At 43.2% G+C, this 15,277-nt stretch carries 12 protein-coding genes and 1 other annotated feature; of the genes, 10 read left to right on the top strand and 2 right to left on the bottom strand.

Annotated elements, in window-relative coordinates; all coding sequences use genetic code 11:
• Window positions 1-32 precede the first annotated feature (32 nt).
• The 10 genes from M3221_RS20180 to M3221_RS20135 all read left to right on the top strand — a co-directional run bounded on the left by M3221_RS20180 (window position 33) and on the right by M3221_RS20135 (window position 12,788).
• A complete protein-coding gene (locus tag M3221_RS20180; protein ID WP_251273490.1) occupies window positions 33-1,088 on the top strand; it encodes a galactitol-1-phosphate 5-dehydrogenase in 1,056 nt (351 codons plus the stop codon).
• Window positions 1,085-2,116: a zinc-binding dehydrogenase gene (locus M3221_RS20175; RefSeq protein ID WP_251273489.1), complete on the top strand. Its 1,032-nt coding sequence runs from the start codon at window positions 1,085-1,087 to the stop codon at window positions 2,114-2,116. The genes M3221_RS20180 and M3221_RS20175 overlap by 4 nt, the downstream gene beginning before the upstream one ends.
• A gap of 49 nt (window positions 2,117-2,165) precedes the next feature.
• Entirely contained in the window at window positions 2,166-4,178 is a 2,013-nt protein-coding gene (gene tkt / locus M3221_RS20170; protein ID WP_251273488.1) for a transketolase, read from the top strand.
• A gap of 33 nt (window positions 4,179-4,211) precedes the next feature.
• Complete coding sequence (locus M3221_RS20165; protein WP_251273487.1) at window positions 4,212-4,478, top strand: phosphocarrier protein HPr; 267 nt, start codon at window positions 4,212-4,214, stop codon at window positions 4,476-4,478.
• Window positions 4,479-4,510: 32 nt separating this feature from the next.
• On the top strand, window positions 4,511-5,164 hold the full coding sequence (gene fsa, locus M3221_RS20160) for a fructose-6-phosphate aldolase (protein ID WP_251273486.1): 654 nt from the start codon (window positions 4,511-4,513) through the stop codon (window positions 5,162-5,164).
• An 87-nt stretch (window positions 5,165-5,251) separates the two neighbouring features.
• The gene (rpiB, locus tag M3221_RS20155) at window positions 5,252-5,710 is read left to right on the top strand and encodes a ribose 5-phosphate isomerase B (RefSeq protein WP_251273485.1); all 459 of its coding nucleotides are present in this window, start codon (window positions 5,252-5,254) and stop codon (window positions 5,708-5,710) included.
• A gap of 460 nt (window positions 5,711-6,170) precedes the next feature.
• Entirely contained in the window at window positions 6,171-8,846 is a 2,676-nt protein-coding gene (locus M3221_RS20150) for a beta-glucosidase (RefSeq protein WP_251273484.1), read from the top strand.
• A gap of 129 nt (window positions 8,847-8,975) precedes the next feature.
• The gene (locus M3221_RS20145; RefSeq protein ID WP_251273483.1) at window positions 8,976-10,472 is read left to right on the top strand and encodes a glycoside hydrolase family 30 protein; all 1,497 of its coding nucleotides are present in this window, start codon (window positions 8,976-8,978) and stop codon (window positions 10,470-10,472) included.
• 78 nt (window positions 10,473-10,550) lie between these two features.
• Window positions 10,551-10,796 (top strand) — a binding site (T-box leader).
• 56 nt (window positions 10,797-10,852) lie between these two features.
• Entirely contained in the window at window positions 10,853-12,019 is a 1,167-nt protein-coding gene (trpB, locus tag M3221_RS20140) for a tryptophan synthase subunit beta (protein WP_251273482.1), read from the top strand.
• Between the two features lie 46 nt (window positions 12,020-12,065).
• The gene (locus M3221_RS20135; protein WP_251273481.1) at window positions 12,066-12,788 is read left to right on the top strand and encodes a class I SAM-dependent methyltransferase; all 723 of its coding nucleotides are present in this window, start codon (window positions 12,066-12,068) and stop codon (window positions 12,786-12,788) included.
• A 476-nt stretch (window positions 12,789-13,264) separates the two neighbouring features.
• Here the strand turns inward: M3221_RS20135 and M3221_RS20130 are convergent, their stop codons facing one another.
• Entirely contained in the window at window positions 13,265-14,467 is a 1,203-nt protein-coding gene (locus tag M3221_RS20130) for an IS110 family RNA-guided transposase (protein ID WP_251273480.1), read from the bottom strand.
• 265 nt (window positions 14,468-14,732) lie between these two features.
• Window positions 14,733-15,277 (bottom strand): IS3 family transposase (locus M3221_RS20125; RefSeq protein WP_251273479.1); only part of this gene is annotated, 545 nt, incomplete at its 5' end.

The raw sequence follows: 15,277 nt of genomic DNA, 5'->3' as shown, positions 1-15,277 counted from the left end.
CAGGTGGCTTTTTTAGAAAGGAGCTTATGAAAATGAAAGCAGCTGTTTTACACGCTAAAAATCATTTTGTCTATGAAGATATTGCCATTCCTCCATGTGGCGAAAATGAAGTGAAAGTAAAAGTGATGGCAGCTGGTATTTGCGGATCGGACACTCACAAAATGACAAGCGAGTGGAAGTATCCGCTGCCAGCCATCATGGGACATGAATTTTCTGGCTGGATAGTTGAAAAAGGAGCAGCGGTTCACCATGTAGAACTCGGTGATCGGGTAACGGTTATTCCGTTTTTGCCTTGCTATAGTTGTGAACATTGTCAGCGCGGCCATTATTCTCTTTGCGAAGATCATGGAATGATTGGATCAAAATCATTTGGCGGCTTTGCGGAGTACGCAAACATCCCTGCTTCAAATGTGCTGAAAATTGGTGAGATAGACTTTGAGGAAGCGGCTATGATTGAACCGCTGGCTGTTTCTCTGCATGGAGTGCTCAATATCGAACCGCGCCTTGGCGATATAGTCGCCGTTTTTGGAGCTGGAACGATTGGCCTGCTTGTCATGCAATGCTTAAAAATGGCAGGCGCAAAAGTCATTGCGATTGATATTTCAGACGATAAGTTAGCAGAAGCCAAGCAATACGGGTGTGAATATACGATTAATCCTTTAGAAGACGATTTGTTAGAGCGGATAGATACATACACAAATGGCAGAGGCGTCGATATTGCAATGGAATGTGCCGGCTCTAAAATCACCCAGGAACAATGCCTTTTGATCACAAAGAAAAAAGGGAAAATCGGCTATTTAGGTATCGCGTATCAAGATGTGCTGATTTCTCAGGAGGCATTTGAAAATATTTTCCGCAAAGAATTGACGTTAACCGGGTTTTGGAACTCTTACTCAGCACCATTTCCGGGAGAAGAATGGACGAAAAGTGTGGAGTTGATCCGAGAAGGGCGTATTCAAGTAAAAAATATGATTTCTCATCGCTTTTCTCTCGAGGAAACACAGCGAGCTTTCGATATGATGATCAATCGTGAAGAAACCTATGGAAAAGTTTTAATCATCCCAAATGGAGAGGAGCATAACGAATGAAAGCAGTTATGAAAACAGCACCAGGATACGACAATATGGAGTTAGACAGCATTGAAGAACCAAAGGCAGCAAGCGGTCAAGTTAAAATTAAAGTAGAGTATACAGGCATCTGCGGCACAGATATGCATACATTTTCGGGACAATACCGAAACTCTAAGACACCTCTTGTTCTCGGGCATGAATTTTCCGGTACAGTGGTCGAAGTAGGGGAAAATGTGACAAAAGTAAAAGTTGGCGACCGTGTCACAAGTGAAACCACATTTGAAACATGCGGCGAGTGTGAGTACTGCCGGGAAAAAGATTATAATTTATGCTCCAATCGAAAAGGAATTGGTACGCAGGTGAATGGAAGTTTCGCAGAGTATGTTGTTTCCCGTGAAGAAAGTGTTCACAAGCTTCCTGATAATGTAAGCTTTGAAGCAGCTTCGTTAACAGAACCGCTTGCCTGCTGTGTGCATGCAGCACTTGAAAAAACAACGATTGAGAAAGATGACAAGGTGCTTGTTTTCGGACCAGGACCGATCGGGCTGCTACAGTGCCAGGTGATTAAAGCGCAGGGAGCCTTCGTCATTCTTGCGGGTATTACCAAGGATGCAAAGCGGCTTGAACTGGCTAAATCGCTCGGAGTAGATGTAGTTGTCGATATTCAAAAAGAAAGTCTAGAAGAAGTGGTCATGAAGCATACAAATGGATATGGTGTGGATAAATTGTTTGAGTGTTCAGGTGCCGTGCCTGCATTGAACCAGGGGCTTCCTCTTGTGAGAAAGAAAGGAACATTTGTGCAAGTTGGTATTTTTGCAGAAAAGCTAAATCCGCTTGACCAAGAATCTATTATTCAAAGGGAACTTACATATGTAGGGACTCGTTCACAAAAGCCAAGTTCATGGCCGATTGCACTTAACCTTCTGGCAGAAGGAAAAATTAATGCAGATAAAATGATTACGAAAGTTGTTCCGCTTGAGCAATGGCGTGAAGGATTTGATGCAGTGCGTTCTGGTGACCAAATCAAAGTTCTTGTGCAATCGTAACATTACATTCCTTATTTTTTCAAATGAACAAGTATAAAGGAGAATAAGCATGCAGGACATTTTAAATGCTTCACGTATTGATGAATTAGCTGTTCATACGGTTCGCACCCTTTCAATTGATGCGATAGAAAGGGCAAATTCAGGACATCCCGGCATGCCGATGGGTGCAGCGCCAATGGCGTATACGCTTTGGACACAATATATGAACTACAATCCAGCTAACCCGAATTGGTTTAACCGAGACCGGTTTGTTCTTTCGGCAGGCCATGGCTCGATGCTGCTCTACAGCCTGCTTCACTTAACCGGCTATGATGTATCACTGGATGATGTAAAGAACTTCCGCCAATGGGGCAGTAAAACACCAGGCCATCCGGAATATGGGCATACACCTGGCGTAGACGCCACCACAGGTCCGCTTGGACAGGGATTTGCCATGGCAGTTGGAATGGCGATGGCTGAACGTCATTTAGCCGCTGTTTATAATCGCGGCTCGTTTGAAGTAGTGGATCACTATACGTACAGCATTTGCGGAGATGGTGATTTAATGGAAGGGGTTTCCGCAGAAGCTGCTTCACTTGCCGGGCATTTGAAGCTGGGACGTTTAATTGTTCTCTACGATTCGAATGACATCTCTCTTGATGGCGATCTGCATATGTCGTTTAGTGAAAATGTAGCAGATCGATTCCGCTCGTACGGATGGCAGGTGCTCCGCGTGGAAAACGGCAATGACATTGAATCGATCGCCAAAGCGATAGAAGAAGCAAAAGGAAACGAAAATGAGCCGACGCTTATTGAAGTCAAAACGACAATTGGGTACGGATCACCGAATAAATCAGGCAAATCTGCTTCCCACGGCTCACCACTTGGTCGTGATGAAGTGAAACTCGTAAAAGAATATTACAAATGGGACTACGAAGAAGATTTCCACGTTCCAGAAGAAGTAAGAGCATATTTTGCCCAATTAAAAGAGCAAAGCGCTGAAAAAGAACAAAAGTGGAATGAGTTATACAGTGAGTACGAAAAGCATCATCCTGAACTGGCAAAAGAGCTGAAAAAAGCAATTTACGGAGAGTTAACTGAAGATTTCGACTACTTTGTACCGAAATATAAAGTCGGTGAAGACTCCTTAGCGACACGTGCTTCCGGCGGGGAAGTATTAAATGCATTCGCCAAAAAGGTGCCGTCTTTAATAGGCGGTTCAGCCGACTTAGCTTCTTCCAACAAAACAAACTTGAAGCAGGCCGGTGATTTTAGTGCGGCTGACTACAGCGGCCGGAATATTTGGTTTGGCGTTCGCGAATTTGCCATGGGAGCGATCATCAATGGAATGGGTCTTCATGGCGGCGTAAAACCTTTTGGTTCCACGTTCTTTGTTTTTTCAGATTATCTTCGCCCAGCCATCCGCTTATCTGCGCTGATGAAACTGCCTGTCACCTATGTGTTTACACATGACAGTATCGCAGTAGGCGAAGATGGACCGACACATGAACCGATTGAGCAGCTTGCTTCTTTACGGGCGATACCAAACCTTTCGATTCTTCGTCCGGCAGATGGAAATGAAACAGCCGCTGCCTGGACACTGGCTTTAGAAAGCAAGGATAAACCAACAGCGCTGGTATTAACACGGCAAAACCTGCCAACGCTTGTTTCAGCAGAAGAAGCATCCGAACAGGTAAAACGGGGAGCTTACATCATTTCTCAAGCAAAGCAGCCGGCAGAAGGATTATTACTCGCTTCAGGTTCAGAAGTATCACTGGCTGTTGAAGCTCAGAAGCTGCTTGAGAAGGACGGTATTTATGTATCAGTCGTCAGTATGCCGGACTGGAGCCGTTTTGAGGAACAGCCGGAAGAATATAAAAACAGCATTTTACCGCCAAACGTAACTGCCCGTTTAGGCATCGAAATGGGATCGCCTCTTGGCTGGCATGCTTATGTGGGCAGCAAGGGATCCGTTCTTTCGATTAATGAATTTGGTGCTTCAGCTCCTGGGGAAGAACTAATGAAAAAATTTGGATTCACGCCTGAAAACGTAGTGGAGCAATTTAAAAAACTTTTAAAGTAATGACAATCATTAAAAGAAAGAAAGTGGATCATGATGGCTCAAAAAACGTTTACCATTACTGATGAAACCGGAATTCATGCTCGGCCAGCAACAGTGCTTGTACAAATGGCTTCAAAATTTCAATCAACAATCACTCTTGAGTATAAGGGGAAAAGTGTTAACTTACAGTCTATTATGGGGGTCATGTCCCTTGGTATTCCACAAAATGCTTCTATTCAAGTAACCGCAAATGGAACGGATGCAGACGAAGCATTGGAAGCGATAACCGACGTGATCACGAAACAAGGTTTGGGAGAATAATGTTCGAATAAATAGATGAATTGAGGGAGAAAATGAAATTCTTTTTAGACACGGCAAACATAGAAGAAATAAAGCGTATTGTAAAGCTAGGATTAGTAGATGGGGTGACCACAAACCCTTCCATTATTGCAAAAGAAGGAGCAGATTTTAAAACACGTATTCAGGAAATCTGTACACTTGTCAGCGGGCCGGTCAGTGCAGAGGTTATTGGACTGACAGCAGAAGAAATGATTAATGAAGGACGTGAGATTGCTTCATGGGCAGAAAACATTGTTGTTAAAATCCCGATGACAGAAGCCGGATTAGAAGCCACATACCAGCTCACAAAAGAAGGAATCAACACGAACGTAACCCTTATCTTTACGGAAGCTCAAGGGTTGATGGCGGCTAAAGCCGGGGCCACCTACATCAGCCCATTTATCGGAAGATTAGACGATATTGGTGCAGACGGCTTGGGCTTAGTAACTAACCTGAAAACCATTTTAGAAACTTATCAACTTGAAACAGAAATTATTGCAGCAAGTATCCGCAATCTAGATCATCTTGTTCAGTCGTCTATAGCCGGTGCTCATATCGCAACCATTCCGGGAAGCATTCTTCCATCATTGTGGAACCATCCGCTTACGACTTCTGGAATCGAAACATTCGTAAAAGACTGGGAGAAGCTACAAGGAGCGCTTAGCTGACGATAAACAGTTTACTTTATTCATTACATGAAACAGTCAGGGATTCTATTCTCCCTGACTGCTTTTTATGATTTAGGAGGAAACAACATGAAAATTGTCATTGCATCTGACCATGGAGGAGTAACAATCCGAAAAGAAATTATTTCTCTGCTGGAAGAACTAGAAATGGACTATATAGATCTTGGATGCGACTGCAGTACATCCGTTGATTACCCGGACTATGCATTCCCGGCAGCCCAAAAAGTAGCAAATGGAGAAGCAGACCGCGGCATTTTGATATGCGGAACAGGCATTGGCATGAGTATTGCGGCCAATAAAGTACAAGGGGTCCGCTGCGCACTTGTTCATGATACTTTCAGTGCAAAAGCGACCAGAAAACACAATGATACAAACATGCTTGCAATGGGGGAACGGGTCATTGGCCCAGGGCTGGCTCGTGATATTGTGAAAGTCTGGCTGGAGACGTCATTTGAAGCGGGCGGCAGACATGAAACACGGATTAACAAAATAAATGAATTTGAAAATAATCAGCTGCTTCATGATTAAAAACAGCTGATATTCACCAGTAACTGAATAATTCCCTAGTAAGGTAAAGCTGAATCGTACTCTGACTATTTGCAGGCTTTCGAACAGGAAAGCCTGCTGCCTTCTACGGCAGGAGTGATAGAAGGTTACATCTGGATTTCACATTTATTACAAAGGTTTCAAGAAATTTTATCCAAATATAAACAAAAGAAAAATAGCGATAGGCAAAAAGATCGTTTTTATGTAAGCGCCTCACTTTTTCTTTACTTTCTTTTTGGTGAAAATAGCGTCTGTCTTTTTCAAATAATCTCCTTTTTCTAGCCCCAAACGCTTCTTTTTAATTATCTCGAAATTAAAACATTTTCTCTATGGTCTTCTTTTTTATATTCGTTATGATGTTGGTGTTCAAGGGACGAAGCGCAAAGGCATACAGAAATGTTACAAAGCCGCTTTGTTCGTAATAAAAGAGGGAGTTGAAGAAATGATCGGCTTTTTAAGAAAAAAACAAAAGCCCGCTATGCTCGGTCTCGCTTTGACGATGGCACTGAGTACAGCAGCTGTACCACTCGCTTCACCTGCAGAAGCAGACACGCTTCCGTGGATGGACAAAGCTCTTTCCGCTGAAGAAAGAGCGAACCTGTTAGTGGACAAAATGACACTCGAGGATAAAGTGGACTTTATCACGGGTAATTTAAACAACTACTACGGGTTTTACAATGACGGGGTCGAGAAATATGGGATTCCTGCCCTGACGATGGCAGATGGTCCTGTCGGTGTTCGAATTGCCAACCCGGATGTACAGGATAAAAAATCAACAGCAATGCCGGCTGCGATCGGGCTTGCTGCAACATGGAATACAGAAACAGCCGAAAAGTACGGAGATTTGCTTGGGGATGAAGCATTTAATACAACCCACAATGTCCTGCTTGGCCCAGGTTTGGACATTGCCAGAAATGCATTTGGATCGAGAAACTTTGAATCATTAGGAGAAGATCCATATCTGCAGTCTCAAATGGCAACAGAGTATGTTAAAGCCATTCAAAGCAATAACGTATTAGTAACGGCGAAGCATTATCTGCTAAACAATCAGGAATTAAACCGCTTTGTCAGTGATTCACAGGCAAGTGAGCGTACGATCAATGAAATCTATGCAAGACCGTTTGCCAATGTAATTGAAGATGCCGAGATGGGCAGTGTGATGTGTTCCTTCAATAAAGTCAATGGTGTTTATGCATGTGATAATGAAGAGATCCTGACGAATCTATTAAGAGATAAATTAGGCTTTGAAGGGTTTGTCATGAGTGATTACAGAGCCAATGTAAGTACGTCAAACTCGATTAAAGCGGGAATGGATTTAGAAACACCAGGAGATCCTGGCGGTTTATGGGGCGACAAACTCGTACAGGCCGTTCGTAACGGAGAAGTAAGTGAAGAAACGATTGATCAAAGTACATATCGCATCTTATATCAAATGTTTGATAAAGGATTATTTGATAATCCGGCACAAAACAATAAGATTGATGCCAAAGCGCATGGTGCCATTGCCCGTCAAATTGCGGCAGAGTCTATGGTTCTGCTTCAAAACGACGACAAGGCATTACCGCTGGATACAGATAAACTAGATTCCATTGCAGTCATCGGTCCAGATGCCGATAATGCCTCTGCGGCTGGCGGCGGAAGCTCGCTTGTCAATCCAACGTACACAGTCAGCCCATTGGAAGGAATCAAGAACCGGGCAGGCAAGGATGTAAAAGTAGAATATGCAGCCGGAACGGATCCAATTAGTGCAGGAGACTTGCTGCCTGGACCGAATGCCGTACCATCTTCATTCTTGGCACCATCTGCAGATTCAGAAGAAAATGGCTTAAAAGCAGAGTACTGGTCTAATGCCAAAATGGAAGGCAATCCTGTTTATGAACATACAGCTAAGCAGGCCAATCTGCACCTAGGATTTTATAATTATGAAGGTTTTAATGCGCAGTCAACAAAACTCGATAAGCTTCCAACAAGCTTAAACAGCATGATGTCAGCGCGATACACAGGCGTTATCCAAGTACCAAAATCAGGTGAATACAAGCTTTCTACTTCAAGCTACGGCTCAAGTAAAGTTTATCTCGATGGAAAGCTAGTCATCGACAATACGGGAGAAACGTTTGGCACGGTAGAAAAAACGGTCACATTGGATGCCAATCAAAAGTATGACCTGAAAATTGAATACAAAACAGATTATCCGTACAACCCTGGCCGTGACAATGGTGCGAAATTACGCTTTGGCTGGGAAGCGGCTGATGACGTAGTAGATGAAAATATCAAAAAAGCCGTTGAACTGGCGAAAAAATCAGATGCAGCTGTCATTGTAACTAAAACGTATGACAGTGAAGGGAACATTGACCGTTCTGATATGGAACTGCCAAATAACCAGGAACAGCTGATTAAAGAAGTAGCGAAAGTCAATAAACATGTTGTCGTTGTCAACGAAAGCGGCATGGCTGTTGAAATGGGAGACTGGAAAGACAGCGTCGATTCTATTGTTCAAGCCTGGTACCCGGGACAAGAACAAGGAAATGCTATTGCAGATGTTCTGTTTGGAGATGTTAATCCATCTGGTAAATTACCGGTTACGTTCCCAGAAGATGAAGACAAAACGCCTGTTTCATCTGATGAACAATACCCTGGTGTAGACGATGTATCGAAGTATTCAGAAGGTATTTTTGTTGGATACCGAGGATTTGAAGAGTACGGGATTAAGCCAGCTTTCTCATTCGGACATGGCTTATCGTACACAGAGTTTGGCTATAAAAATCTAAAAACAAAAGTACAGTCTTCAGGCAAGAACAAAGAAACAACGTTTGAAGTATCATTAAACGTACGCAACACAGGCGATAAAGCCGGTTCAGAAGTGGTGCAGGTATACACAGGCAAATTGCCGACGGATGTAGAAACAGCACCGAAGCAGCTTGCTGGCTTCCAAAAGATTGAATTAGAGCCAGGCAAGCAGCAAAGAGTTACCATTCAGCTTGATTCAAAAGCACTTTCTTACTATGACGAAGAAAAACACGACTGGGTAATGCCTTCAGGCAGCGTGCCGGTTTATGTGGGAAGCTCGTCGACAGACATTCGCTTAACAGGCAGCATTAAGGTGCCAGCTAACCAATAAGCGACGCAGCAAAATAGAAAAAAAACGCCGTTAGAGCGTGCGTTCATCCAATGAACGATGAATACTGATTTCCTTTTCCCCACACCGGATACCACCGGGTGGGGAATTTTTCTAGGGAGGTGAAGAGAAATGAACCAGTATCAAAGAAGAGCGCTTTTCATCTTACTCATCGGTGTGCTGCTAGTCGTTTTGTTTGTTCAGTGGGGATCGACCGAAGAAAACCATCAGAAAGAGGAAACAGGAGCGACGGTTTCTGCCTGGCTGACAACAGGTGATCAAACAAGCTTATTAACGAAACAGCCGCCGCTTTCTTTTTCAGCTGCAGAAAAATCAAATGAGCGGCTCATTGAGATTAACCGACGAAAAACCTATCAGACGATAGACGGATTTGGGGCGGCGCTGACGGGGTCATCCGCTTATTTAATCAATCAGAAATTGGATCAAGAGGCGAGAGAAGCGCTATTGGAAGACTTATTTACGAATAAGGGAATCAATCTTACGCACATTCGCCATACAATCGGATCATCTGATTTTTCTGTAGATGAACAGGGAAACCCGAGCACTTATACGTATGACGATACAAATGGGGAGCAGGACTTTTCCCTGAACCATTTTTCAATCGAAAAAGACGGGGATGTAACGACCGTGCTGCGGTCGATTTTAGATAAGCAGCACCCATTAACTATTATGGGAACACCCTGGACAGCACCGCCCTGGATGAAATATGGTGAACGTACACACAATGGCTGGTATTTGGATTACACGAACGAAAACATCTATCAGGCATATGCGGAGTACTTTGTCCGCTATATTCAAGCGTATGCGCAAATTGGAATTTCGATTGACAGTATAACGGTTCAAAACGAACCAGGCCATACATCTCCGGATTATCCAACGATGAGTATGGGAGCAGAAGAGCAGGCGGCTTTTATTGGTGAGTACCTGGGACCGGCTTTTGAAGCAAACGGGATCGACACGAATATTATTGCGTACGACCATAATTGGAAAGATGCTTTAGCGTATACGTCTTCCCTATTTAGCAATGAAAAAGCAAACCGCTATACAGACGGCGCAGCGTTTCATTGTTACGAAGGCAGCCCGGATGCCATGAACGAGGTACATGCCCGTTTTCCGAATAAAAACCTGCATGTGAGCGAATGCAGCGGCGGAGAGTGGAGTCAAGATTTCGGTGAAAATTTGGGCTGGCAAATGAGCCATTTAATGATCGAAAGTCCGAGAAACTGGGCAAAAAGCGTGCTGATGTGGAACGTGGCGCTGGATGAAAACAGCGGTCCGGCAAATGGAGGATGCCAGGAGTGCCGCGGGGTCGTCACCATCAACCAGCAAACCGGGGAAGTAACGAAAAACGTTGAATACTATGTGCTTGGACATGCCAGCAAATTTGTACAGACAGGTGCCGTCCGTATTGGCTCGGATACGTATGAGGGAGCGATTGAAACCGTCGCTTATCAAAATCCGGACAGCTCTACGGTTTTGATTGCGTCTAATCCAAGTAAAGAGAAGCAGCAATTCCAGGTAAGAGACGGCGAAAAGTCATTTACTTATACACTGCCCTCTCAAAGCGCGGTAACCTTTACGTGGAATAAGAAAAATTCCAGCCAATGAAAAGCAAAAAGTATTTGACCCGTCCTTCGGTTTATAATAGAATGATAGAAATTAATAAATGGAAAACACTTGTAAATATTCGCTGCGATGACGAAGAAAAGTAAGCAAAACGGACACTTCAGAGAGCTGATGGATGGTGGAAATCAGCGTGGGAATTTTGTTGAATGGGCTTCTGAGCACCCTGGCTGAACAAGAGAGTAGGCCGGGGCGGAGCGTCTCACCGGTAAAAGAGACCATGTACCGAGCCAAGTCTTGGTTTCTGTACATCGAGCGCGTTTATAAATAAACGAACAAAGGTGGCACCACGGGTTTCTCGTCCTTTTTTATAGGATGAGAAGCCCTTTTTTTATACTTAAAATTAGAATAAAGGAGTGTTTGTAATGAATGAATCAGAAGTGAAAAAAGGATATTTCGGCGAATTTGGAGGCAGCTTTGTATCGGAAAATCTTCAAGCTGTACTGGACAGACTCGAAAAAGAATTCTACACCTATAAAGATGATCCCGAATTCCAAAAAGAATTTACAGAGTATTTAGAAGAATTCGTCGGGCGTGAAAGTCCACTTTATTATGCGGAGCGGCTGACAAAGGAATTAGGCGGCGCCAAAATTTATTTGAAGCGTGAAGATTTAAATCATACCGGCTCCCATAAAATCAATAATGTTCTTGGACAAATCCTGCTGGCTAAGCGAATGGGCGCCAAGCGGGTCATTGCGGAAACCGGAGCGGGGCAGCACGGTGTGGCAACGGCTACAGTTTGTGCCATGTTCGGGATGGAATGCGTGATCTATATGGGGGCGGAAGACACAAAACGGCAGGCGTTAAATGTGTTTCGAATGGAGTTGTTAGGCGCTAAAGTGGTGGCTGTCTCAAAAGGACAGGGGCGTTTAAAAGACGCGGTAGATGAAGCATTTGCTGATCTGGTCCAAAACTATGATCATACCTTTTATCTGCTAGGCTCCGCTGTAGGACCGCATCCCTTCCCGATGATGGTGCGGCATTTTCAGTCAGTCATCAGTAAAGAAAGCCGGAAACAAATTCTCCAAAAAGAAGGGCGTCTGCCGTATGCGGTCATTGCGTGTATAGGCGGAGGAAGCAACGCGATCGGGTCCTTTGCAGAATATCTATCTGATGAACATGTCCGCCTAATCGGTGTGGAACCAAGTGAAGCAGCTACGTTAACGAAAGGAACATCGGGAACGCTGCACGGCTTCAAATGCTTGGTACTGCAGGACGAGGAAGGAAATCCGGCGCCGACCTATTCCATCGCGGCCGGACTTGATTATCCTGGAAGCGGCCCTGAACACAGCTACTTGAAAGAAGAAGGCCGCGCCGATTATGTAGCGGTCAACAAGGAAGAAGTGTTAGAAGCCTTTTTGCATTTATCTAAAACAGAAGGCATTATCCCGGCTCTTGAAAGTGCGCATGCAGTCGCGTATGTGATGAAACTGGCACCGACGCTGCCGAAAGAAGAAAGTTTGATTGTCAATATTTCCGGGCGGGGCGATAAAGACGTGGAGCAGGTGTTTGATATGCTGAATAACCAATAAATTTTATGCTCCATGTGGATGCAGAAGCTGAAACGAAAAGTGCCGAATGCGGAATAAAGGAAAAGGGAGGAATCCGGTGACAAAATCAGGGCTGGACTTAGAGCGGATTGTATTTATTGGACGGACGTTTGAAGAGTATATGGCCATGTTCGATCTTTCCATAGAAGAATTGCAAGGACAAAAAGTGCTGGACTGCCCGGCAGGCGCCTGTTCCTTTACAGCCATCGGACGTCAAAAAGAACTGGACGTCACAGCCTGTGATATTGCGTATTATCACCCGGCCGACGCACTTGCTGGCAAGGGGAAGAAGGATATTGAACATGTGATGGAAGGCATGGAGAAAGTCAAACAAGATTATGTGTTTAACTATTTTCGTGATATCGATGACCTTGTCCGGCACCGAAAACGGGCTCTTGATGAGTGTGCAGCGGGAATGAAAGCTACTCCGGAGCACTATGTCCCGGCTGAACTGCCAGTTCTTCCATTTGAAGACGATGAATTTGACCTTATTCTTTCCGCTCATTTTTTGTTTACATATGGTGATCGGCTGGATCAGTCTTTTCATCTCGAGGTGATCGAAGAATTGCTGCGGGTGGCTAAAAAGGAAATTCGGCTTTTCCCACTTGTTGATTTGTCCGGTAACCGGTATGAGCACTTGGATGACATGATCTCAGGATTAAAGGAACAGGGACACCATGTAGAAGAAATTCCGGTGCCTTTTGAGTTCCAGAAAAATGCGAATGCGATGATGAAAATTCAAAAAAGATAAGATTGGGATTGGGATACACTCAAAAAAGCGCTGGTTTTCTATTAGAAGAGCCGGCGCTTTTTTTAATATAAAATCGGTGGTAAAAGAGTTGCTCTTTGTGTGTACAATAACGAAGATTTCGTATAGTTTATGACAATTGAGGGAGTACGAGTTCATGTATTAGCTGATAAACATTTTCATATTTACTAATGGATAAATGGAAAAACAAATAGTTTTTTACTTAACAAATGTACCTGCATAACTAATCAGGACTTGACCGAAATTGTTGAGTAAAAGGCTCCTTTCGATAACTGACTTAGAAGAAAGCCTTGTTAAAGAATATTGTTAATTTTCTTGTTAAACTAACCCAGCTAATAGTTTGTCAATATTTTTCTATAAATATTTTAAAAACTAGATGCTATACTAAAAATAGACATGCCAAATAACCCTCCATTTTGTGTGTGGAAGGTTTTGGATTGTTTGTTTAAACTTGTTTTCTAATCTAAGTCAAGGAAAAGCTCTTTGCGTTTCAACAGGGTATAAATCCAATGAATTAGCTTGTTTACACAAGCTATAATCGCCACCTTAAAGGGTTTTCCTTCTTCTCGTTTTCTGTCATAGAAAGCTTTCAGCTTTTTATTTCGGGAACCTCTAATACCATAGAGAACGGCCATGTATAAGGCATGCCGAAGCCTGCTTGAGCCTCGTTTGGTGATACGATTGATCGTAGCTGTAAATTTACCAGATGAGTGAACACTAGGATCTACACCGGCAAAGGCAACCAGTTTTTTAGGGTGATTAAACCGATCAATTTCTCCTGTTTCAGAAACAATCGTGGCGGCGATCTTTTCTCCTATACCAGGGATTGATTGGATAATCTTATATTCTTCAAGTTCTCCAGCCAGGGCATCAATTTCGCTCTCCAACTGAGCTAGATGCTCTTGGTATTGGAGAACCATCTTGATATACATTTCTAAGCTGATGAGATGACTGTGATACATGATGCTTTGAAATGGATTTCGTTTGGCTGCCTCCATTAGCTTTTTTGTTCTTTCCTTTGCCCACCGTTCGGAACGGCTCATACATAGTGTGGCAATTCTTTCAGCTACTTTCATTTCTCCAGCGTTTAATACAGCTTCTGACGTAGGAAACTCCAATAAGGTATGCAGGGATACTTTGGAGTACAAGTCACCAAACACACCCCTATACTCAGGAAACACCTGATCTAAAATCGAATGAAACTGCAGCTTGGCTTGAACACATAAACCCGTTAGGGTTTCATGCTGCCTAGTCAAATGCCGGAGATTTAAAAGCTGAATCCCTCTTTTTTTATACGGTTCAAGTTCTTCTTTGTAGTAAAGTTCCCCTAGATGATAAGCATCAATGGCATCGGTTTTTACCTTGCGTAGACTGGCTTTTTTCGCCTGATAAGAGATGAGAGGATTAATGACGATAAACAGGTAATGATGCTCCTCCAGAAACTGAATGACAGGAATGTGGTAATGTCCTGTTGACTCTAAAACGACCGCAGGTTGATGTCCTGTCTGCTTTTCCACCTCTTTCAGAAAGTGAAGAAATGTATCTAATCCCTCACGTGTATGCTGAATGCTAAAGCTCTTTCCATAAGGTTTTCCTTTGTCTAAAAATGCCTGGGCTTGGCTTTCTCCTTTCGCCACATCCAGACCAATTACTGGGTTCATGCTTGTTATCTCCTCCTGATTGAATAATTGCCGGTAACCCCTAATTTCTGCTTGCAGTTTCATAGCTTCGCTTGTTATACGGGATCGCAGTCCCAACCAGCCTCAAACATGTTTCTACAAGTAGGGGGCGAACAGGTTAGTTGGCGGAATCATTGTTCCACGGGCAGATACGTTCTACCCCGGCTACCGATAGGATAAATCCTAAACAAAAAAGATCAACCAGAAAAATAAAGTGTACCCTTTGTAAAGGACATTTTAAAAAAAGTCATGCCACTTGGAGGAGGTGATTTCTGTATTGAGTAGGAGTCATCTTCTTTAAGTTCCATTGATATCTGAAATTGTTATAGTAGGTCATATAATTTTTTATTTCTCTTTTAAGTTCTTCTAAAGTATTACACTGTTTTATATAGGCTTCATCTTTGAAGTGACCAAAGAAGGACTCTTGGGGAGCGTTATCCCAACAGTTTCCTCTTCTTGACATTGATTGCCCAAGTCCGAGTTTTTTTACGTATTTCTGAAAAGTGGGGCTAGTATAATGTACTCCTTGATCAGAGTGAATAAAGGCTCCTTCTGCAAGCTTTACTCGTTTACTCCTTTTTAACTTTATTAGCGTATCCGTAGCTAATTCTAATGTCATCCGATTAGATACATTATAGGCAAGAATTTCATTCGTCGAACTATCTTTAATAGTGGATAAATAAGCCTTTTTTCTATTACTGTAATATAAATATGTAATATCGGTGAGTAATACTTTTCCTGGAGTTGCTTGTTTAAATTCTCGTTTTAATAAGTTTGGCAGTATGGAGTGTT

Origin of the sequence: Domibacillus indicus, from assembly GCF_023715895.1 — a bacterium.
GTDB lineage: Bacteria > Bacillota > Bacilli > Bacillales > Domibacillaceae > Domibacillus > Domibacillus indicus_A.
The sequence above is the reverse complement of the archived record's forward strand: the minus strand, read 5'-3'. Positions and strand labels throughout refer to the sequence as shown.

Bases quoted from the DNA above. Each gene is read 5' to 3' on its own strand.
- M3221_RS20130 (WP_251273480.1), bottom strand. From the start codon at position 14,467: ATGAACCCAGTAATTGGTCTGGATGTGGCGAAAGGAGAAAGCCAAGCC.
- M3221_RS20150 (WP_251273484.1), top strand. From the start codon at position 6,171: ATGATCGGCTTTTTAAGAAAAAAACAAAAGCCCGCTATGCTCGGTCTC.
- M3221_RS20135 (WP_251273481.1), top strand. From the start codon at position 12,066: ATGCGGAATAAAGGAAAAGGGAGGAATCCGGTGACAAAATCAGGGCTG.
- M3221_RS20180 (WP_251273490.1), top strand. From the start codon at position 33: ATGAAAGCAGCTGTTTTACACGCTAAAAATCATTTTGTCTATGAAGAT.
- M3221_RS20175 (WP_251273489.1), top strand. From the start codon at position 1,085: ATGAAAGCAGTTATGAAAACAGCACCAGGATACGACAATATGGAGTTA.
- tkt (WP_251273488.1), top strand. From the start codon at position 2,166: ATGCAGGACATTTTAAATGCTTCACGTATTGATGAATTAGCTGTTCAT.
- rpiB (WP_251273485.1), top strand. From the start codon at position 5,252: ATGAAAATTGTCATTGCATCTGACCATGGAGGAGTAACAATCCGAAAA.
- M3221_RS20145 (WP_251273483.1), top strand. From the start codon at position 8,976: ATGAACCAGTATCAAAGAAGAGCGCTTTTCATCTTACTCATCGGTGTG.
- M3221_RS20165 (WP_251273487.1), top strand. From the start codon at position 4,212: ATGGCTCAAAAAACGTTTACCATTACTGATGAAACCGGAATTCATGCT.
- fsa (WP_251273486.1), top strand. From the start codon at position 4,511: ATGAAATTCTTTTTAGACACGGCAAACATAGAAGAAATAAAGCGTATT.
- trpB (WP_251273482.1), top strand. From the start codon at position 10,853: ATGAATGAATCAGAAGTGAAAAAAGGATATTTCGGCGAATTTGGAGGC.